This is a genomic window from Planococcus citreus (genome assembly GCF_003664125.1).
Taxonomy (GTDB): Bacteria; Bacillota; Bacilli; order Bacillales_A; family Planococcaceae; genus Planococcus; species Planococcus citreus.
Genome location: NZ_RCCP01000003.1, coordinates 234,606 through 253,691, shown reverse-complemented (window position 1 = coordinate 253,691; position 19,086 = coordinate 234,606). Strand labels below are relative to the sequence as shown.

Below are 19,086 nucleotides of genomic sequence, written 5' to 3'. Positions count from 1 at the left end.
AACCATCCAAAGCACAGGTGTTTTCGAATACTGCTACTGCATTCACGGTTATTGCGCGGTATAGCCCCCATCAACCAGGATGGTGGTGCCGGTGGTGAAGTCATTTTCACTAAGGAAAATAATCGCGTGGGCGATTTCATCCGCGTTTCCGAGACGGCCGATTGGATGCTTGCTGACCAGCTGTCCGTAGAATTCTTCGCCGAGCGCTTCACGGCTAACCATGCCGGATTCGACATAGCCCGGAGCGACAGCGTTGACGCGGATATTGTGCTTGGCATATTGGAGCGCCAGGGATTTCGTCATGAGGTTAACCGCGCCTTTTGATGCGTTATAGGCAAATGCTGCTCCTTCGCCGACACTTCCCAGAATCGATGAAGTATTGATGATGGCGCCGCCTCCATTGTTCATCATATGACGGATTGCGTGCTTCGCGCCAAAGAAGATGCTGTCCTGGTTGACTGCGATAACTTTATGGTAATCCTCATAGCTCAGCTCGTGTGTCTCCGTCAACGCGCCGATGCCTGCGTTGCTTACGAGAAGATCAATTGTGCCGAATTGTTCGATCGCGAAATCGATCATCTCCTTTACCGAATCCTCGCTTGCTACATCCACTTTAATGAACAGGATGTCGCCATCGTTCTTCAAGCTCTCTGCCGCCTGTTTGCCGCCTTCTTCATTAAAATCGGCAACGACTACTTTTGCGCCTTTCGCTAAATATGCTTTTGCCGCCGCGAGCCCGATGCCGGAAGCCCCGCCTGTCACCACTGCCACTTTGCCTGCCAAATCCATCCTGATCGCCTCCAATTCCAAATTTTGTATCATATTCATCTTATCAGAATTATCCATCAATTAATAAGTTATTTCGGTGACTTTTCTTCCAGTTCCTTCATTAAATTGTAAATCTTTCGGACAGTATTGACGTTGCGGACGGTGACCAGTTTATACAGCTTGGTCCCGACGATTTTTGCCATTCCACTTTTGGTTACATCCCTTCGATCAACCGACCAAAGAATTGCTCCGGGCACATATTGTACACGGTCGATTTCTTGCTTCAAGGGCAATTGCTCCAGCCCGCCTTCATCATCGACTTGTTGCCATAAAAACAATACATCGCTTTTCAAGCGTTCATCGTTGGCCCATTTCGGCGGGACCGCTTGTGCAATACGGCTGTATTCGTCGAATGAATAAACGAGCACCTTGATGCGCAGTCCGAAATGTTCAAAAATCGCCTGTTCAGACACAAACGTCACTTGCTCTTTATTGCGGGCGTCTTCGAAGACGATATTCCCTGAATTAATATACGTTTTGACCGACGACATGCCTGCTTGTTCGAACGCTTCTTTCAGTTCTTTCATATTGATTTTATTGTTGCCGCCGACATTGATTCCGCGAAACAGCGCTGCATAGATCATGGACATCTCCCCTTTTGAAAAATAGCGGACTAGCAAATGGAGCTGGTCGTCATACTATCCGTTTTGTTAGAAACCTAATTTTTGACGGAGTTCTCATACAAGGCGTACAGTAAAGACAACTACACGAAGGAGGAGTTCTTAGATGAATGATATTCCATTAATCGTGACAACCGATTGGCTAGCCGAGCATTTGGATGATCCTGATTTACGGATTGTGGATGCCACGGTATTCATGAAATTTCCGGAAGCCGGCGGGCCGCCGGAAGTCGAATCCGGCAAAGAGTCCTTTGCACAAGGCCATATCCCGGGCGCCGTGTATGCTGATTTGCTCGGGGAGTTGACGGACAGCGAATCGGATTTGCCATTCACGGTGCCACCGCGCGACGCATTTATCGGCAAAATGACCGAGCTCGGCATCGGCGACGGCACACGCACCGTCGTCTATGATCAAAACGCACTCGTCGGCGAATCGGTTGCCGCTTCGTACTGGGCTTCGCGACTCGCGTGGCAATTGCGCTACGAAGGATTCGGCCAAATCGCCATTTTAGAAGGCGGTTTGCAGAAATGGCAGGCGGAAGGCCGCGACTTATCAACAGACCAAACGTTCTATCCAAAAGCCAGCTTCTCAGGGCAGCGTCGCAGTGATATGCTCGCCACGAAAGAAGACGTCCGAAAAGCCATCGATGACGAACAGACCATTCTCATCGATAGCCTGTCGCCGGAAGAATACGAAAGCAGCCACATCCCAAGCAGCCAAAACGTCTTTTTCGGCGTTCATGCAGACGAACAGTCAAAAGCATTGTACGATGATGAAAAACTGCGTGCTGCCTTTGAACAGACCGGCGCACTCGATCCCGGCAAAAAAGTCATCACATATTGCGGAGGCGGCATCGCGGCAACGTGGAACGCCTTGATGTTGAATAAACTCGGACAGCCCAACGTGGCCGTATACGACGGCTCCATGAACGAATGGACAAGCGACCCGTCTTGCCCGGTCATCAAAAGCGAAACTCGTTAATACAGGAAAACTCTCCGCTAACTTCGTTGGCTGGGAGTTTTTTTGCCTGCGCGACCGATCCATCGTCCGTTGGAAACTACTCGATTTTCTTCTTACGTTTCAGCAGCTTTTTCTTTTTCTTTTCGGAAACCAAAGGCTTCGGTGCTGGATTGTAATCATCGGCATACATGCCGGTATAGGATTGGTACCATGTGAACAAGTGAACCAAGATCACTTTGAGCACCGCATAAGCTGGAATGCCCAGTATCACTCCCGGCAGCCCGAACAAACTCCCAGCTGTCAAAAGAACCGCGATGATCGTGACCGGATGGATATTCAAGCTGCTTCCAAGAACGAGCGGTTGCACCACACGCCCTTCCAGCGTTTGTTCAATCGTGAAGACAGCCAGTACTTTTAACAACATCAACGGAGAATGCAACACGATGGCGATGACGACGATTGGGATGACGGCGATTGGGATGACGGCGATAAACGTTCCCAAAAACGGAATCAGGTTTAACGCGCCTGCCAGTATGCCGAGCGTCAATGCGTATTCGAGGCCGATGATGCTTAAACCGATCCAGAACATCAAACCGACAAAGAATGCGACGAGCAGCTGGCCGCGAATGTATTGGCTGATCTGCATATTCATTTCACGCAGCAAGCGGTAAGTCTGCTCCCGCATGCGCGACGGCACGAATTTCATGATGTGATACGGCAGATGATGGCCGTCTTTCAGCAAATAGAACAAGACGAAGGGCGTCGTGATCAACGCCAGTACCGTCGTCGACACAATGCCGAAGACATTGCCGATGCCGCTGACAGTCGTCCCTACCACTTCATCGGCTTGCTCCGTAATCGATGTCGATAAATCGCCTTCGCCTCCCGTCAATTGCGTCTGAAGCCTCGACAGCAAATCATTCTGGAAGAACGCGTCGACTTGTGCGATGAAACGGTCCACATACTCACGCCAATTATCCAACAGGCTGATGGTCTGCTCACGGATAACCGGGATCAAAGTGGCAATGCCCCAGACAATCAGGCCAATGATTGCAATGAGAACGATCGAAATCGCCCCGATGCGATGGATTTTCTTCGACTCCATCCAGTCGATCAACGGATTGAGCAGATAATACAGGACTCCTGCCATGATGAGTGGCAAGCCCATGACGCCGAACAAGGCCACAAGCGGCTCGAAAATGAAGCTGATTCTCGGCACCAATAGGATGTTCAATTGAATCAATAACAAAATGATCAGCACAGAGACCGCTTTATTGTTCAGCACCCACTTCATGAACCAGGAAGCTGCAAGGCTGAACGCTGTTTTATTCTGTTCCGGTCCCATCGAACCCACCCTCTCCAAAAACACAATTGGTTTTGGCTTATACCAAACACGGTGCGCCGGCAGCAGTGGCAGAGTTCGTGATTACAGATAAAGTACCCCCATCCCTGCCATTTCACACCGCTCCGGCCGTTGAGAATCAGAACTTTTTTTAAGACAAAAGCTCCCCAGCATTTGCTGGAGAGCTTTTGGGTCATTTATTTTTGCAGCCGTCCGACGAATTCATCCAGACGCTCCAAGGTATCGATGTGTTCATTGCAGGTTTCGCTGTTTTGGCAAATATAATTGCCGCGCTTGATGAACTGATCCTGGGTGGATCCTTTCGTTTTCGCGATGAACATGCCGACCTCACTGTGGCGGTTGCAGATCGAGCAGATGCCTTGTTTCGAACTGCGCGTAAAGCTGCCGTGGATTCCCTGCAACTGCCCGTCTTGTGCCGTTACCAAGTACATCACATTCGAGCTTTCAATCCACCCCAGATAGGATATGCGTGTAAAGTCCAGTGATTCAAGCTTCGGGCCTTTGAGCTTTTTCGCTTTTGGAAACAGCTTCTTCAATCCAGCAAGCGACACTTGTTTAAAGGGCACAAGATAAGCTTCCAATTGCTCCAAATAAGTATCAGCTTGCGCTTGATCTGCTATGGCCGTCAATGGCGAAAGCAGCGACGACTGTTCTTCAGTAATTAATGGAAACAAGCCGAAAACCTTTTCCTGCGCCAAATGCCGCAGCACCTCCACTACTTCCCGGTCGTTGCTCGCCGCCTTGCCATTGACCAGGATTTTCGCCTGGTTTTTGATAAAGTTAAACTGGTCATTGCGGATGAATGCTTCCACCCGTCCACCGACGATGTTGTTCTCAGCACGTTTCTGTTCTGTTTGCGTCATTGTTAGACACTCCTTATAAAGTAGATTCTTTTATTTAATAAGGAAGCCATGTGCTGAAATGACGCGTGATGGGCGATTCAGTTCTTGCTTGCCCCACACAAAGGATCGCCATTCCATACAGGCTTTGCGTGAGTTGTTCCTGACGCTGACAATTGATTACGGATTGCCATCTGATATCACCCCTTTCGCTGTAATTTTTTCTCATCTCAAATTAAGCTATTGAATTGCCTACGCCTTGCTGGAGTAAGCCAATTGATGATCGACGAACACTTTGCACTCGATCGTAAAAAAGCCGCCGACAGTGGCTTTCAAGTCTTTTATGCCTTCGGATGTTTTCAGTTTGCCGTTCAACTCTCCGCCAAAGCTGAGCCCCAGATTTTCATCCTGCAATTGGCCGTCCACGAATAACTTTTCGCCTTCAAACCATCGATTTTCAATGACGATATGTCGGCCTTCATGTGTGAATTCGAAGCTTTTCTTCATTTAAGCCCTCCTTGGGAAATCCGACTTATCTTCCACTATCATCCATTTCTTCTTTAAGTTTATCATAATAGTTCGTCAATAAAAAACAGCATCCGTTAGAAGCGGATGCTGTTTAATCTGTAATTTCAATTATTTATTTGGCTTGTTAAAATCGACGGTGTCGTTCAGTTCACCGTCATTATCACCTACGGAATCTTTGCTCGTCAGTTTTTGCGCAAACTTCTTCACGGTTTTCAGCGTATTGCCTGACTCCCAATATTCCGCAGTTTCCGGTGTTACTTTGATCAGCACTACATTCGGGTCATCGTAGCTGGTCTCCAGCATTTTATCGAAGATCGGGTTCCAATATTTCTTCTTGCGCTCCAGGTCTTCCATAAATTCAGCCGTCCCGCTGATGGAGACGTAGGATTTTCCGGCATATGCCAAATTAACGGTTGGATTCGATGCAATCTCGTCGTATTTATCCGTATCTTTCAAGGTCACGAACCATAAATCGCCGTCAAATTCGGTCTCCTGCGTTTGCATCGGCCGCGACACGGGCTTGCCGTCCACGACTGTCGTCATCATCGCAACCTTAATATCCTTGATAAGATCTTTGACTGTTTCCACTGCTTCTTCACGTGTATGCTGTTCAGCCATCTTGTATCTCCTCCATTCAACTAGTAACCTGCGATTAATTAAGTACAGTCTCTTAGTTTCCCGCAATGAATTGTCGCTAAACTTTGGAAGAAATCCCTGAAAAAGTATGCGCTTTATCCAGTCATAAACATGTCGAGATTTACGTATTCGCCTTTCTTGCTTTCCATTCTCCCAGCACCGCTTGTTCCTTATCGTCATCAAGCCCTGCTTTACGCTCCAAAGCTTGGTGCCTGAGCTCCCATTCACGCGTATCACGGATCGTTTCTGAAAGCGGGCGGAACGTGAGCCCTGTCTCAAGCGCTTTATCGATATTAAGCGACAGGAAGCCTTCCATCTGCTCGCTATCTGGTATCCATAAAGGCAGCTCCATCCAATAGCCGATCCCGTTTTCAAGGAGGAACGCTTCATCCACCCACACAAATTCCGCATCGCTCTTCAATGCTCTTTTACATTCGTCCAAAAAGGCTTCCATCGTCAAGGGCGATTCGGGCCCCGCCGCATTGAAAATGCCGCTATTTTGTTGTTCGACCATGCCGATGATCCATTCCGCCAAATCCCGGACGTCGATAAATTGGATACGTTTGTCTTTACGGCCGGGCGCCAGAACTTTGCCGCCCTTCGCCACGCGATTGATCCAATAGCTGAATCGCCCCGTGAAATCATATGGCCCGACAATCAGCCCAGGGCGGACGATGAGGCAGCGCCTGGGAAATTGCTGCTCCACTTCCTGCTCGCATAAGAATTTCAGTTCGCCATAGTATTCATTATTCGGCCGATTGGTCTTGCCTTTTGTCATCTCTTCCGCATCCGGCAGAGACATCTGGCCGACGGGATGATGCTCACCGATACCTGGGCTTTCCAATTCATCGTAAACAGAAGCGCTGGAGATAAAGGTGTAATGTCCAGCGCGACCTGCGAGAAGCTTCGCCGATTCACGGACCACACGCGGCACAAACCCGCATGTATCGATGACCGCGTCCCACTCGCCCTTTTCAAGCGCAGACAAATCGCCTCCACGGTCGCCGGTCAATTTCTCTACTTCCGGAAAAAGTTCCGGGTTTTCTTTTCCACGGTTGAACAGCGTGACTTTGTGCCCCCGCTTTAACGCCGACTCTGTGAGAAAGCGCCCTAAAAACCGGGTGCCGCCGAGAATCAGGATTTTCATTGCGATTCCTCCTGTCACTACTTTTATAGCCCAAGTGCTCAAAATCCATCTCTTCAAGCATATTCGCCAAAAAATTTTCAAATTCCTTCCTCTCTGGATTCGATATTAATTGGCGCAGCTTTATTTAGTTTGAATATTCTAATTATTTATTGTAATTTAGCTTCATTTGCTATATAATAGTAGTGCCTAATTTATTGGAACACGAATTCATTCTACTTCCCTTCGCTTTGCATTCACTTCATTTTGTTTGAAGAATTGGCGATTGTTTTGGCGACATCAGTTGAAATAGGCATCAAGATTTCCCGCACCGTTTCAAAACTATGAGGCGAAGAACGATTCGATCCTCACTTCCCGTACCCGGAGCACGAACGAGGAGGAGCATGGTATGTGGAATATCAAAAAAAGCGTTTATATTGACCGGCCGATTGATGAAGTTTACCATTACGCAATCAACCCGAGCGATTGGTTCCAATGGTACGTCGGCCTTTCGGAACCCCAAAACCTGGTTGGCCAAGGAGAGACCGGCACGACCATGAACATGAAATACACGATGCTCGGAATGCACTTGCCGATTGAAGTTGAAGTCGTGGAAACGGGCAAAGATGGCAACGGCTATACATGGAGAGGCACCGTCAAAGGAGCGATCACGTCCGATCAATTCTGGACCTATATCCCGGAAAGAAAGGGCGTCGAAATCTCTTTGGACATGAATTATGAACTGCCTGGTAAATTGGTGGGCAAGGTCGCCAATAAACTCATCATCCAAAAATTGATGAACAACTCGATGGAGCAAACCTTGAACAATTTAAAAGCCGTCTGCGAAACGTCCGACACTTACAGTATGAATGCGGACTGAAACCCCGTTCGCCGATCCGCCAACTGATCTTGGCATTCGCCAATTTAAAACAGCTGCCCATTGGGATGGAAAATCCATCCCAATGGGCAGCTGTTTTTTTTCGTCTAATTAAGGTTTTCTTCTATAGTTAAGCCTGAAATCATGCTGCCAATGAACACCGTCTGCTGATTGTTCCCAAGAACTTTCAATAAGGTTTCCTGTTTCATTCACTATACCGCTGAACCGCTGATGAAAATCGAGCGGCGAGAAATCGGGCTCGTTTCGCCACAATTTCCAAAGGCCTTCTTGAAAACTCATCTCGTATAAACGCGTCACGCCGCGCGAATCAAAATAATGCTGCACGTATTGCCCTTTCGCATCGTCCCAATCATAGATGATCATGCTACTTGGAAATTCAGGCTTATCGATTTGTGTGCGTTGAACGACATATCTCTCGTCTAGCCACTCGAAACTTGCCTCACCTGTAATCGGTGTTGGTTGAAGCTCCGGATGATAAACTTCGATTGCCCAAGTCCCGACAAAGAAATCCAGACGAGCCATCATTTCTTTCCGTGTCGATGGCGGCATTGTATAGTCACCTCCAGAAATGAATTAAGTAATCACTTTTATGACAGCTGTTGATTTCTGTAAGTCCTTGACCAGCTCCATTTCTCGGCCAGTCTCTCCACCTTCTATCGAAAAAATATATTTCGAAATATTTTTACTGCCGTATAGCGCTCCATCTTCGATACGAAAGTCGATGATAATCAAGTGGTGGTCTTCAAAAGCACGGCTAATCTTTGAAAAACTTTCTTGTTTATCTTCGGCTATTACCGTTATTTGTCTTTGCTTAGAGCTAGGAATATACTTTTTTTCTAGTTTTCCAAGCACAAACAGGACAACCAATACAATAAAAGTAGCTAACACAGCTACGTAATACATCCCAATGCCTACCACCAGACCAAGGCCTGCAGCAACCCAGATTGAAGCCGCTGTTGCCAAACCTTTTACCGATTTCCCATGGACGATAATAGTGCCCGCTCCAAGAAAACCGATGCCACTGATGACATAGGATGGAATACGGCTAGGATCGAATTGGATTGGTCCGGTGCTATTTTTCAAGAAATGATCAAAACCGGTGATGGAAAGCAGCATCATCAAACAGGCGCCGATGCCAACCAAAAGATGTGTGCGAAGTCCGGCAGGCTGTTTTTTCATTTCTCTTTCCATCCCGATAAGTCCACTTAATAGGGCAGCCAGTATAAGCCGTAAAGTGATGAGGAGATAATCATCTGGTAAAAAATCCACATTCATCCCTCCGATACTTATGGAGTCTATTATCATTTTATACCCCTTAAAGAGCTGATTCATTCTTTATGGCATATGTATAGTCATTACCATCCCAAATTAGAAATGCCTGGGTAATTTGACGCCAGCTAGGCAAGCCATACAATGGATCTCTAAGTTTCTATTTGCATTGATATTCTATTTCCCGATACTTAATTAGAATATCTCCTCTCGAAGGAGTCATTACATCGGAAATCTATGCTTTATCTAAAGCATAAATTTATTTAATATCGATATATATTTATTGATAATCGATAAATCATCTGGTAAATTCAATATAAGTAGTCTGAACGGAGGGGTTTTCATGAAAGCAAAGCGCGCGTCCACGCTTTTTTTGAGAGGGGTTCTGCTGCTGATGACGGCTGGGATGATCGCCTTATATGTGTTCGGTTTACCTGAAATGGCTGAAACAGAAGCAGCACAGGATCCGGAGACAGCGTATCTTCAACATCCTTTTTTGATATTGGCTTATCTCTTCTTTTCCCCCGTCCTGATCGCGTTCTACCAAACGTTCAAGCTGCTCAGTTACGTCGACCGTGGCGATGTTTTTTCGGATACAGCACTTAAGGCACTGACTATCATCAAGTATTGCGCCCTTGCAATCGTCCTCTTTATTGTTCTCCTCGAACTGGCTACGATCTTGTTCGTCGATGATGACATCACACACATCATCACGCTCGGAGTTGTTGGCACATTCGCTTCTGCAGTCGTGGCCGTTTTTGCCGAATTGCTGAGGGAATTGCTGAAAGATGCGATTGCAATGAAATCCAATAAGGATTTGACCGCCTGAGTTCCAATCGAATAGGCGTTCATTTTTATAGCCCCCTTTTCCGACATATGCCATACTGGTATCAACAATAATGAGGGGGAATTCAAATGGCAGAATTAAACGCAATGATGGGCTGGACCTTCCTGCAGGAAATTGATGTGCCGGACTCGGTCAAGGACTTGCTGGTGGACGGCGAAAAAGCAAAAGTCGCCTATAAAACCGTGCGCGATACCGCTGTCGTAACAAACAAGCGCATCATCATTTCCGATAAGCAAGGCTTGACCGGAAAAAAAGTTGAAGTTTACACCATCCCATTCGCTTCGATCAATATGTACTCGACCGAAAATGCCGGTACCTTCGATGCCAATGCGGAAATCCAGCTTTGGACAAGAGCCGGAAACTTCAAACTGAACTTGAATAAGAAAGTCGATATCCGCAAACTGGATAAGATTATTGCGGAAGCGATTCTTTAATCTCAGTAAAACAGCCTCTTTCTTCAAGAAAGGGGCTGTTTTACTATTCTTTCATATCTCCGATACATTGCTTCTTCAACAATAAGCATAAGAAAAAAGCCTAGAAGAAAATTCCCCCAGACCCTTAAAATTCCCCTATGACTTTCAGTGCTTTCAATGCCAATAGCAAATCGAATTGTGTTTTGGAATCGCGCAGATCCAGATTGGCGATTTCACTGATTTTGTTGACTCGGTACCGGAGGCCGCTGACGGACAATTGCAGGTTGCTTGATGTCAATTCCAGATTGCCGCCGTTCATCAAAAACTCATATAGCGTATGCATATAATCTTTCTGCTGTTCGGATTCCCCATACAATTGCCCTAATTGCAGTTCAGCAATTTTGCGGATCGCCTGCTCTTCCTGGGAATGGATGAGGATGCCAAGAATACCGAGCTCCCTGAAATTCATTGTTGGTTCACGTTCGGTCGTGAAGCGTGCAGCAGTCATCGCTTCGCTCATCCGGTCGCTTACCTGATCGAGGTCACGACTCGTCGAGCTGACACCGACCTGGCATTTGATTTTCGAATGCGCTTTATGCAGCCGCTTCAGAAACTGCTGCGGCCCGCCGTGCATGAGCGTATGTTCAGCCGATTCCGGGATAAAGCATAAGATGCCATTCGCGCGTTGGACTTGGAGCACTTCATAATCGCGCTCCTGGAAAAACTGAATCACTTCTTCGTAAATATTAGTGAACATCGACAAATTGCCTTCTTCGTTGAATTCGTTATAGCCGAGCGCCAAATACGCGACATGGTAATCGCCGGACACGTCGATATTAAGCAGGTTCATCTCGCGGACGATCTGTTCTTTCGACTCAAACCCGTCCATCAGCATCTTCTCGAACAATATCCCTTTGGTCCTAACATTCGCTTCCATGATGTTTTTATTATTCAGATGCACCAAAGCGCAAATCGACGCAAATCGGCCCAGCAGCATCCTGTCGATTTCGGGCGGTGCTGACCTTTCGTGCCCATAGACGAATGAACAATAACCGATAACGTGGTTCTGTATATAGATGGGAGCCGAAAGCCGGCTCGAATGTTCAAATTGAAGAAACTCGGTTTTTTGGATCGGCCATTCGTTCAGCCGTTTATGGAACGGGGCTTGTAAATGCGTTAATGCCCCCATGTCAATATTTTCGAACTCGATGATCTGCCCTTTTGTATTCTCGACAATCATCGGTTCTGTTATGTGTTTTTTGAGTATGCCCAAAATGTTTTTTAATTGGTTCGACCGGATCAATTCATCTGTTAATTCATTATGGATATCGATGACCATCTGCAGGCGGTTGCGTTCTTCTTCCACTTGGGAAAACGGAACAATCTCCTCCGTTGGCCCGATTTCCATGAAATGCTCGTATTCTGCTGGAGCCCATTCTTCGAGCAATTTGCCTTCCCATTCGCAAGATTCATCCCCACAAGCTTCGCAAGCCGATTCTTTGAAAAAGACATCCTTGCCGATCAAGGTTGAAATATATCCACTGGCAAAGCCGCATAATGTATAGCATACCGGTTTGACAGTTGTCAGCTGTTCATCCCGATAAGTTTCCGCCTCAAAAGAATGGTGCCATCTCCCTTTCAGCAAAATGGATGCCACTTGATCTCCCGAAATCTCCACTTGCTTGACGTCTACATTGACATTCGCCTGTCCCCAGGCTTCGTGGATAGCAGGACCATGAAAAATGAGCCCCAGAATGTCCATATCCTGTTGTTCTTTAGCGGCAAGTGCCGCATCGCGCCCTTGCGACCAGCCAAACTGGAAAAAGCTTTTTTTCACTTTTTCCAATCCCAACATCTTTATCAATTGCAGCTGCCAACTGGCAAAAGACGCCCGTGGAAATTCCACGGGGCGGTCTTCAGGAAATTTACGGGACTGCTTTTTGTCCATGCTGCCCCACATCATTTGCATAGGAGTCATGTTGTGTACCATTCACTTCGCCACCCTTCAGTTCAAGGCAATGCAGATGTTCTTCGCTTCCGTAAAGAATTCGAGGCTATGGTGTCCGCCTTCACGGCCGATTCCGCTTTTCTTGAATCCGCCGAACGGTGCTCGCAGATCCCGGACAAACCAGCAATTGACCCAAATCGTGCCGGCCCGTACGCCGTGTGAAATGCGGTGCGCCCGCTTCAAATTCTCCGTCCAGACAACTCCATTAAGCCCATAATCCGTGTCATTGGCAATTTGCAAAGCTTCTTCTTCCGTATCAAAAGGTATGATCGTCACGACCGGCCCGAAAATCTCTTCCTGGCAGATTCGCGCTTTCGGATTGTCGTGCACGTAAACTGTCGGCTGCAGGTAATAGCCGTTTTGGATGTGTGCAGCAAGGTCCGGCGTACTGCCTCCTGTAACCAGCTGGGCACCTTCTTCTTTCGCGATGTCCAAATAGGATTTCACTTTATTGAAATGCTCTTCGCTGACCAGCGGCCCCATTTTCGTCTCTTCTGCCTGGGGATCGCCGACCACAAGTGCTTCCGCTGCAGCTTTGAATTTCTCGATGAATGTATCCAAGATCGACCGCTGGACGAGGATTCTTGAACCGGCGAGGCATACTTGCCCGGAGTTCAGGAATGCCGCTTGGATCGAAACCGGAATGGCTTTTTCCAAATCAGCGTCTTCAAATACTATATTAGCCGCTTTGCCCCCAAGTTCAAAGGAGAACTTTTTCAAGCTGTCGGCCCCGTTGCGCATAATCGCTTTCCCCGTTGCAGTTGACCCTGTGAAAGAAATCAAATCGACGTCGGTATTTTTCGTAACGGCTGTGCCCACTACGCTGCCTTTGCCGTGTACGACATTGACGACACCATCCGGAATGCCGGCTTCTTTCGCGATTTCACCGAGTAGCGAAACAGACAAAGGCGTCATTTCCGCCGGTTTGATCACAATCGTGTTGCCAGCTGCAAGGGCAGGGCCCAGTTTCCAAGTCGTCAGCATGAACGGCGCGTTCCACGGCGTAATAAGCCCTGCCACACCAACCGGCTCATAGCGCGTATAGTTCAAGAAAGCGTCTTCCATCGGATAGGTTTCGCCGCCCCGTTGTTCGACGAAATCCGCGAAGAACTTCAAGTTATGCGCTGCCCGCGGCACTTCAGCCGTAAACGCGTGGCTGTATGGCTTCCCGACATCCAAAGCTTCAAGGCGCGCGATTTCTTCTTTGCGCTCCAAGATGATGTCTGCCATGCGGCGGATTTTAGCACAGCGCTCCGCGACCGCCATCGTACGCCACGGCCCGCTATCAAATGCAAGACGTGCAGCCTTGCACACTTTTTCGACGTCTTCCTCGGTCGCTTCGGCTACAACAGCGATCACTTCCTGAGTTGCCGGATTCTTTACCTCGAAGGTCTGGTTGTCTGAAGAGGCTGCATATCCTCCATCGATGAAATGCTGGACTTCTTTTACGTTCGCTTCTACCGTCGTCATTTGGATTCCTCTTTTCTTTTTGAAATCGATTGTCCTGCAATGCCCCAGTGCGTCGTCGGCACTTCGGTCAACAGGATGCGGATATTCTCTTTCGGTGCGCCGAGCACATCGGATACGGTCGCTGTCACTTCGCTGATCAGCTGCTCCTTTTTCTCCGGCTCTCGCCCTTCTGCGATCGTGATTTGTACGAATGGCATGCTGTTCACTCTCCTGTCTTGAAACTGGTGTGGATTGTCCCGAACCCATCGAATGAAGCGGTGAAATGATCTCCCGGTTCGATATGGACTGCTTGCGTGATGGCTCCGCTCAATACGACTTGCCCTTTGCGGATGAACTGCCCGCGTTTCGCGAGCTTGTTGGCCATCCAGGCGATAGCGTTCGCTGGATTGCCCATGACAGCCGCAAGCGTGCTCGTTGCGACCACTTCTCCGTTCTTGCGGAATACGACACCGCCCAGGCGCATGTCCACCTGTGCTGGGTCAAGCAATTGGTTGCCGAGGATATACCGGCAGGAAGAGGAATTGTCCGCCACGGCATCGAGCAATGTGAACTTGAATGCTTCGAAACGGCTGTCGATCACTTCGAACGCCGGCAGCACGTAGGCAGTCGATTGGATGATTTGAGCTGGGGTGATGTACTCCCCCTTCACATCTTCTTTAAAGACGAACGCCAATTCCGGCTCGAGCTTGCCATGGATGAAGCGCTCGATCGAGTGGCTCTGGCCTTCCTCTAGGCTCATGTTTTTCAGCAGCACCCCGTAGGATGGCTCATGTACGCCCATCATCTGCTGTTTCGCTTTACTCGTCAGCCCGAGCTTCCACCCCGACACGCTCGTCCCTTCTTCGCGGCATTGCTTCTCGACCAGTAACTCCTGGACATCATAGGCTTTGTCTTCATCAAACCCTGGGATGTCTTTGGCGAATTGCGGCAGAGTCTGGACTTTATGCTGTGCCTCGAATAAGTCTTCGACAATTTGCTCGGTCGTTATGGTTTTCATTCAACGTTCCTCCCATCCGTAAAGCTTGCCGTCACTGAACCAAGATGCGCGAACTCGGCTGTGAACGTATCCCCATCCTGGATCGGCAAAGCTTTCGTAAATGCCCCCGACAGGACGATTTCGCCAGCTAGCAGCGGCACATTGTAAGCTGACAAGGCATTCGCGAGCCACGCAATCGCATAAAGCGGATTGCCAAGCACTGCAGCGCCTGTCGCCGACTCCAGAAATTCACCGTTATGGGAAACGTTCATCCCGAGACAGCTCAAGTCGAGTCCTTCGAGCTTCGTCGGTTTCGAACCCATGACGACGAGCGCGGACGAGCCGTTGTCGGATACGGTATCTTCAAAGCGGATGTTCCAGTCTTCGATCCGGCTGTCGATAATTTCAATGGCCGGTACGATATAATCCGTCGCTTCGATAACATCCAGCGGGGTCACATTCGGCCCTGTCAGGTCTTTTTTCAGGACGAAGGCAATTTCACATTCCACTTTCGGCTGCAGCAGGCGCTCGAGCGGCACTTTGTCGCCGTCCGAATACATCATCGTGTCGAACAGATGGCCGTAATCCGGCTGGCCGACGCCGAACATTTCCTGGATCGCTTTGCTGGTCGCACCGATTTTCTTGCCGATGATGCGGGCCCCTTGCGCCCTTTTTTCTGCGACGTATTGCAATTGGATTTGGTAAGCGTCATCCAAAGTAATGTTCGGAAAACGCTCGCTCAAGGGCGCAATCGGCTTTCTCGTTTTTTCTGCTTCGATCAATTCATTCGCAAGCTGTTGGATCACAACCATGGGAGCAGTCCTTTCTTCTAAAGGAAAAGGCCGTTAAATTCACTCAACGGCCGCCTTTTTATTTCACTAATTCTTTCGCTTTAAGATCCTGGGCCACATCGATGATCCAGTCTTCCTGGCCAGCTACCGCATGGCGGCGGCCGAGTTCTTCAATGATGGCGACAGGGTTCAAATTAAACTTCTCTGCCGCTTCCCGCACGTGAAGCAGGAAGCTATTATAGACACCCGCATAGCCGGTAGCGATATTATCGCGGTCGAGTATTTGCGGATATTTGAAGACAGGAGCGACAATCTCTTCTGCCGTGTCCATCAATACTGTCAAATCGATACCGGTTTCGATATTCATTTTATTCAATACAGCTACCAAGACTTCTGTCGGTGCATTGCCAGCGCCTGCGCCAAGGCCGCGTAATGTGCCATCGATCTGGTCGGCTCCTGCTTCGATTGCAGCGATTGTATTGCCGATGGATAGCCCCAAGTTATTGTGGGCATGGAAGCCGACATTGATTGAAATGCTGTCTTTCACGCGAGCGACGCGATCCCGGACACTTTCCGGAACAAGTGCCCCGGCAGAATCAACAACATAGACACAGTCTGCTCCATAGCTTTCCATTAGTTTCGCTTGCTCTGCAAGTACTTGTGCAGGCTGGGTATGGCTCATCATGAGAAAACCGACTGTGCCGAGCCCGCTGTTTTTCGCCTGTTCGAAGTATTGCTGCGTGACATCCGCTTCTGTGCAATGTACGGCCACACGGAGAATGTCGATTCCATATTCTGCCGCTTTGATGATTTCCGGTCTCGTGCCAAGCCCCGGGACGAAGAGCGAGGCGATTTTCGAACCGCCCTTATTCGCCACGGCCTGTTCGATCAGCGACCATTCGTCATGGGTGGAGAAGCCTTGCTGGATTGTCGAGCCCCCAAGCCCCGAGCCGTGGCTCACTTCGATCACCGGCACGTGTGCTTCCGCTAATTGGCTGACGACAGAAGCGACGAATTCGGGTGAAAAGGAATGGCTGACTGCATGAGACCCGTCACGCAATGTCGTATCGGTAATGATCGGCGCTTTCATACAATCACGCCTCCTTTTTTCAGCAAATGGCTGGCGAATTGTTCGCCGACTTGTTGTGCCGCTGCCGTCATGATATCGAGGTTCCCGGCATAATTCGGGAAGAAATCCCCAGCTCCTTCGACTTCGTTCAAAATGATCACCGTCGGCAACTCGCCCCACGGCGTATGCCGGACATCGATATACGGCTTCGCTTTCAAACGGTAGCCGGGCACATAACGCTGCACGTCCGCGACCATTTTTCCGATGGACTCAAGGACCGCCGCCTCGTCTGCTTCTTTATGCAAGACTGCGTAGACCGTGTTGTTCATCATGATCGGCGGCTCTGCTGAGTTGATGATCGGCACGGCGCGGGCTGTGTCCGCACCGCCGATTTTCTGGCAGGCATTTGCTGTTGTCATCGTGAATTCATCCAAATTTTGCCGTGTTCCGGGCCCTACCGACACACTGGAAATGGTCGCGATGATTTCGCTGTATTTCACCGGCGCGATACGGTTTACTGCATAGACGAGCGGTGTTGTCGCCTGGCCGCTGCAGGAAATCATATTGACGTTATCTACTTCAAGGTGGTCGCCGAGATTGATCGCCGGCACGACATACGGCCCAACCGCTGCCGGTGTCAGGTCAATCGCGATGATCCCTGCCTCTTTCAAGCGCGGTGCATGGGCCATATGGGCTTTCGCACTTGTCGCATCGAAGACGATGCGGATATCCTCTGTCTCCAGCACGCCATCGATGCCGCGATCCGTGGTAGAAATCCCTGCTTCCGCTGCGCGTTTTAGGCCTTCGGATTCCGGGTCGATACCGGCCATCAATGCCAGTTCCATAGCCCCGTCAGTCTTCAGGATTTTATACATTAAGTCGGTTCCGATGTTTCCGGACCCGAGAATTGCTGCTTTGATTTTTCCCATGGGATCCTCCTTTTATTCAGCGGCTACTTTTAACGGGACAGTTGCAGGAGCTGGCGTGCCGTAAGTCCAGAATGAATCCGGGAAGACTGCGCCGATCCATGTATCACCGTTGCCCGGTACGTCTTTCATCTGCCACGTAATCGTTTTCCAGTCTGGATCCATGATCAAGTATCCAGCATCTCCGAACAATTCGACGCGGTTGCCGCCCGGCTCGTAAGCATACATGCAGAACGCCTGGCTGACGCCGTGCTTGTTCGGCGGGATTTCAATGAAATGGCCGTGGTCCTTTAACAGGTCTGCGACATCGTATAAGTTTTGTGGAATGCCATACCAATAGCAGACATGGTGAAGTTTCCCTTTGACACCGTTCGGTTCTTGCATAAAGGCAATTTCATGTACCAGGTTGGAAACACTGTTCCAAGTACCGATGACATGGTCATTATCTTTGATCTGTTCTCGAATCTTAAAGCCGAGCGTTTCAACGAGGAATTTCGTATCTGCTTCAGGATTGCTCGACATCAAGTTGATGTGGTCGAGCCGCCGGACCGGCACACCGTATAATGGGCGCTTCTGGCTGCGGGACAGAAGCTTCGAGCGTTTGGCTTCGTCGCATTCGTAATATTCCACTTCCCAGAGCACTTCCATTTTATGGCCGTCCGGCGTTGTAAACTGATAGGCGGGGCCTTGGCCATATTCTTCTTCCGACCAGCCGAGGCCGTACCCGCTCTGTTCGAGCACTTTTACGCGACGTTCCAAAGCTTGCGGTGAAGTCGTGCGCCAAGCTACATGGCCAAGTCCCGCCTCTTCAGCTTCCGTTACGATCAGGGAGTACTTATAGCTATCTTCATAAGCGCGCATGTAAGTTTTTTCTTCGACTTGGTCAACGATCTCCATACCAAGCATATCCGTGTAGAATGCCACTGTTTCTTTCGGCGTTGGAGACAATACTTCGACGTGGACGATTTGGGCGACATCAAAAATCGGTTCTTCGGATTGGCGTGTCATTTCGTTTGTCATGTTCAGTTCCTCCCTTTATTAAAGGACCGCATATTGCGGATCCAGTTCTGCATATTTGCCGCATGAGAACAACAATGGATCGCCGTCTTTTACGAGCATTTTTTCAACCCGCCCGATGAAGATCGTATGATCCCCTGCGAGCACTTCCTGTTCGACTGTGCAAATGACTTGGACGAGTGAGCCCTTGACAAGCGGAAACCCGTTTTCTTCACAAAAACTGAATGTGCCATCACTCGGAATCTGCCCCGCGAATTGCTTCGAGATATTCACTTGTTCTTTTGACAAGACGCTGACGCCGAAACGCCCGCTCGCTTTGATCAATTGCAGCGTTTGTGCACGTTCACCGATCGACACGGCGACCAGCGCCGGATTGAGCGATATGGACATAAAGCCATTGGCTGTCATGCCATGGTATTCACCTTCAACATCCGTAGAGATTACCGTTACCCCAGTGGCGAACTTACCCATTGCGTTGCGGAATTCACGACTATCCATATTGAG

The 19,086-nt window shown here is 49.0% G+C and carries 22 protein-coding genes; 4 read left to right on the top strand and 18 right to left on the bottom strand.

Going from position 1 to position 19,086, the window contains the following annotated elements; genetic code table 11:
* Positions 1-48 precede the first annotated feature (48 nt).
* Together DFR62_RS11395 and DFR62_RS11390 are read right to left on the bottom strand one after the other, a co-directional pair.
* Positions 49-789, bottom strand: coding sequence for an SDR family NAD(P)-dependent oxidoreductase (locus tag DFR62_RS11395; protein WP_121300492.1), 741 nt, complete (start codon positions 787-789; stop codon positions 49-51).
* A 68-nt stretch (positions 790-857) separates the two neighbouring features.
* A complete protein-coding gene (locus DFR62_RS11390; protein WP_121300491.1) occupies positions 858-1,412 on the bottom strand; it encodes a DUF1697 domain-containing protein in 555 nt (184 codons plus the stop codon).
* 142 nt (positions 1,413-1,554) lie between these two features.
* Here DFR62_RS11390 and DFR62_RS11385 point away from each other — a divergent pair, with 142 nt between their 5' ends.
* Entirely contained in the window at positions 1,555-2,430 is an 876-nt protein-coding gene (locus tag DFR62_RS11385; RefSeq protein ID WP_121300490.1) for a sulfurtransferase, read from the top strand.
* A 76-nt stretch (positions 2,431-2,506) separates the two neighbouring features.
* On the opposite strand, the gene DFR62_RS11380 is transcribed toward DFR62_RS11385, so the two are convergent.
* The 5 genes from DFR62_RS11380 to DFR62_RS11360 form a co-directional block, all read right to left on the bottom strand.
* The gene (locus DFR62_RS11380; RefSeq protein WP_121300489.1) at positions 2,507-3,754 is read right to left on the bottom strand and encodes an AI-2E family transporter; all 1,248 of its coding nucleotides are present in this window, start codon (positions 3,752-3,754) and stop codon (positions 2,507-2,509) included.
* Positions 3,755-3,948: 194 nt separating this feature from the next.
* Complete coding sequence (locus DFR62_RS11375; protein ID WP_175578522.1) at positions 3,949-4,635, bottom strand: FusB/FusC family EF-G-binding protein; 687 nt, start codon at positions 4,633-4,635, stop codon at positions 3,949-3,951.
* A 228-nt stretch (positions 4,636-4,863) separates the two neighbouring features.
* Positions 4,864-5,118: a hypothetical protein gene (locus DFR62_RS11370; RefSeq protein ID WP_101189719.1), complete on the bottom strand. Its 255-nt coding sequence runs from the start codon at positions 5,116-5,118 to the stop codon at positions 4,864-4,866.
* Between the two features lie 129 nt (positions 5,119-5,247).
* Positions 5,248-5,757, bottom strand: coding sequence for a pyridoxamine 5'-phosphate oxidase family protein (locus tag DFR62_RS11365; protein ID WP_121300488.1), 510 nt, complete (start codon positions 5,755-5,757; stop codon positions 5,248-5,250).
* Between the two features lie 139 nt (positions 5,758-5,896).
* A complete protein-coding gene (locus tag DFR62_RS11360; protein ID WP_121300487.1) occupies positions 5,897-6,922 on the bottom strand; it encodes an SDR family oxidoreductase in 1,026 nt (341 codons plus the stop codon).
* A 385-nt stretch (positions 6,923-7,307) separates the two neighbouring features.
* Here DFR62_RS11360 and DFR62_RS11355 point away from each other — a divergent pair, with 385 nt between their 5' ends.
* Positions 7,308-7,778 (top strand): SRPBCC family protein, encoded by a 471-nt coding sequence (locus tag DFR62_RS11355; RefSeq protein ID WP_121300486.1) that lies wholly within the window; start codon positions 7,308-7,310, stop codon positions 7,776-7,778.
* Between the two features lie 108 nt (positions 7,779-7,886).
* Here DFR62_RS11355 and DFR62_RS11350 read toward each other — a convergent pair whose 3' ends face one another.
* A complete protein-coding gene (locus DFR62_RS11350) occupies positions 7,887-8,345 on the bottom strand; it encodes a DUF1579 family protein (protein ID WP_121300485.1) in 459 nt (152 codons plus the stop codon).
* Positions 8,346-8,369: 24 nt separating this feature from the next.
* Entirely contained in the window at positions 8,370-9,065 is a 696-nt protein-coding gene (locus DFR62_RS11345) for an MgtC/SapB family protein (protein WP_244201658.1), read from the bottom strand.
* 343 nt (positions 9,066-9,408) lie between these two features.
* Between DFR62_RS11345 and DFR62_RS11340 the strand changes: the two genes are divergently transcribed.
* Positions 9,409-9,894, top strand: coding sequence for a DUF2975 domain-containing protein (locus DFR62_RS11340; protein ID WP_121300484.1), 486 nt, complete (start codon positions 9,409-9,411; stop codon positions 9,892-9,894).
* A gap of 86 nt (positions 9,895-9,980) precedes the next feature.
* Complete coding sequence (locus DFR62_RS11335) at positions 9,981-10,346, top strand: PH domain-containing protein (protein WP_121300483.1); 366 nt, start codon at positions 9,981-9,983, stop codon at positions 10,344-10,346.
* A 124-nt stretch (positions 10,347-10,470) separates the two neighbouring features.
* Here DFR62_RS11335 and DFR62_RS11330 read toward each other — a convergent pair whose 3' ends face one another.
* From DFR62_RS11330 to DFR62_RS11290, 9 genes are read right to left on the bottom strand one after another with little or no spacing between them, the layout of a single operon-like run.
* A complete protein-coding gene (locus DFR62_RS11330) occupies positions 10,471-12,315 on the bottom strand; it encodes a helix-turn-helix domain-containing protein (protein WP_121300482.1) in 1,845 nt (614 codons plus the stop codon).
* Between the two features lie 15 nt (positions 12,316-12,330).
* Entirely contained in the window at positions 12,331-13,803 is a 1,473-nt protein-coding gene (locus tag DFR62_RS11325) for an aldehyde dehydrogenase (RefSeq protein ID WP_121300481.1), read from the bottom strand.
* Positions 13,800-14,000, bottom strand: coding sequence for a 4-oxalocrotonate tautomerase (locus tag DFR62_RS11320; protein WP_112233143.1), 201 nt, complete (start codon positions 13,998-14,000; stop codon positions 13,800-13,802). The genes DFR62_RS11325 and DFR62_RS11320 overlap by 4 nt, the downstream gene beginning before the upstream one ends.
* 5 nt (positions 14,001-14,005) lie before the next feature.
* On the bottom strand, positions 14,006-14,800 hold the full coding sequence (locus tag DFR62_RS11315; RefSeq protein WP_121300480.1) for a 2-keto-4-pentenoate hydratase: 795 nt from the start codon (positions 14,798-14,800) through the stop codon (positions 14,006-14,008).
* Positions 14,797-15,591: a 2-keto-4-pentenoate hydratase gene (locus tag DFR62_RS11310; RefSeq protein WP_121300479.1), complete on the bottom strand. Its 795-nt coding sequence runs from the start codon at positions 15,589-15,591 to the stop codon at positions 14,797-14,799. The genes DFR62_RS11315 and DFR62_RS11310 overlap by 4 nt, the downstream gene beginning before the upstream one ends.
* A 58-nt stretch (positions 15,592-15,649) precedes the next feature.
* Positions 15,650-16,660 (bottom strand): 4-hydroxy-2-oxovalerate aldolase, encoded by a 1,011-nt coding sequence (dmpG, locus tag DFR62_RS11305; RefSeq protein ID WP_121300478.1) that lies wholly within the window; start codon positions 16,658-16,660, stop codon positions 15,650-15,652.
* A complete protein-coding gene (locus tag DFR62_RS11300) occupies positions 16,657-17,568 on the bottom strand; it encodes an acetaldehyde dehydrogenase (acetylating) (RefSeq protein ID WP_121300477.1) in 912 nt (303 codons plus the stop codon). Before DFR62_RS11300 ends, dmpG begins: the two co-directional genes overlap by 4 nt.
* A 12-nt stretch (positions 17,569-17,580) precedes the next feature.
* Complete coding sequence (locus DFR62_RS11295) at positions 17,581-18,585, bottom strand: catechol 2,3-dioxygenase (protein WP_241663101.1); 1,005 nt, start codon at positions 18,583-18,585, stop codon at positions 17,581-17,583.
* An 18-nt stretch (positions 18,586-18,603) separates the two neighbouring features.
* Positions 18,604-19,080, bottom strand: a complete 477-nt coding sequence (locus tag DFR62_RS11290) for a flavin reductase family protein (protein ID WP_121300476.1) — start codon at positions 19,078-19,080, stop codon at positions 18,604-18,606.
* Positions 19,081-19,086: the final 6 nt, after the last annotated feature.

Bases quoted from the DNA above. Each gene is read 5' to 3' on its own strand.
- DFR62_RS11395 (WP_121300492.1), bottom strand. From the start codon at position 789: ATGGATTTGGCAGGCAAAGTGGCAGTGGTGACAGGCGGGGCTTCCGGC.
- DFR62_RS11350 (WP_121300485.1), bottom strand. From the start codon at position 8,345: ATGCCGCCATCGACACGGAAAGAAATGATGGCTCGTCTGGATTTCTTT.
- DFR62_RS11385 (WP_121300490.1), top strand. From the start codon at position 1,555: ATGAATGATATTCCATTAATCGTGACAACCGATTGGCTAGCCGAGCAT.
- DFR62_RS11325 (WP_121300481.1), bottom strand. From the start codon at position 13,803: ATGACGACGGTAGAAGCGAACGTAAAAGAAGTCCAGCATTTCATCGAT.
- DFR62_RS11295 (WP_241663101.1), bottom strand. From the start codon at position 18,585: ATGACAAACGAAATGACACGCCAATCCGAAGAACCGATTTTTGATGTC.
- DFR62_RS11365 (WP_121300488.1), bottom strand. From the start codon at position 5,757: ATGGCTGAACAGCATACACGTGAAGAAGCAGTGGAAACAGTCAAAGAT.
- DFR62_RS11390 (WP_121300491.1), bottom strand. From the start codon at position 1,412: ATGATCTATGCAGCGCTGTTTCGCGGAATCAATGTCGGCGGCAACAAT.
- DFR62_RS11340 (WP_121300484.1), top strand. From the start codon at position 9,409: ATGAAAGCAAAGCGCGCGTCCACGCTTTTTTTGAGAGGGGTTCTGCTG.
- DFR62_RS11360 (WP_121300487.1), bottom strand. From the start codon at position 6,922: ATGAAAATCCTGATTCTCGGCGGCACCCGGTTTTTAGGGCGCTTTCTC.
- DFR62_RS11320 (WP_112233143.1), bottom strand. From the start codon at position 14,000: ATGCCATTCGTACAAATCACGATCGCAGAAGGGCGAGAGCCGGAGAAA.
- dmpG (WP_121300478.1), bottom strand. From the start codon at position 16,660: ATGAAAGCGCCGATCATTACCGATACGACATTGCGTGACGGGTCTCAT.
- DFR62_RS11355 (WP_121300486.1), top strand. From the start codon at position 7,308: ATGTGGAATATCAAAAAAAGCGTTTATATTGACCGGCCGATTGATGAA.
- DFR62_RS11310 (WP_121300479.1), bottom strand. From the start codon at position 15,591: ATGGTTGTGATCCAACAGCTTGCGAATGAATTGATCGAAGCAGAAAAA.
- DFR62_RS11335 (WP_121300483.1), top strand. From the start codon at position 9,981: ATGGCAGAATTAAACGCAATGATGGGCTGGACCTTCCTGCAGGAAATT.
- DFR62_RS11370 (WP_101189719.1), bottom strand. From the start codon at position 5,118: ATGAAGAAAAGCTTCGAATTCACACATGAAGGCCGACATATCGTCATT.
- DFR62_RS11290 (WP_121300476.1), bottom strand. From the start codon at position 19,080: ATGGATAGTCGTGAATTCCGCAACGCAATGGGTAAGTTCGCCACTGGG.
- DFR62_RS11330 (WP_121300482.1), bottom strand. From the start codon at position 12,315: ATGGTACACAACATGACTCCTATGCAAATGATGTGGGGCAGCATGGAC.
- DFR62_RS11300 (WP_121300477.1), bottom strand. From the start codon at position 17,568: ATGGGAAAAATCAAAGCAGCAATTCTCGGGTCCGGAAACATCGGAACC.
- DFR62_RS11375 (WP_175578522.1), bottom strand. From the start codon at position 4,635: ATGACGCAAACAGAACAGAAACGTGCTGAGAACAACATCGTCGGTGGA.
- DFR62_RS11380 (WP_121300489.1), bottom strand. From the start codon at position 3,754: ATGGGACCGGAACAGAATAAAACAGCGTTCAGCCTTGCAGCTTCCTGG.
- DFR62_RS11315 (WP_121300480.1), bottom strand. From the start codon at position 14,800: ATGAAAACCATAACGACCGAGCAAATTGTCGAAGACTTATTCGAGGCA.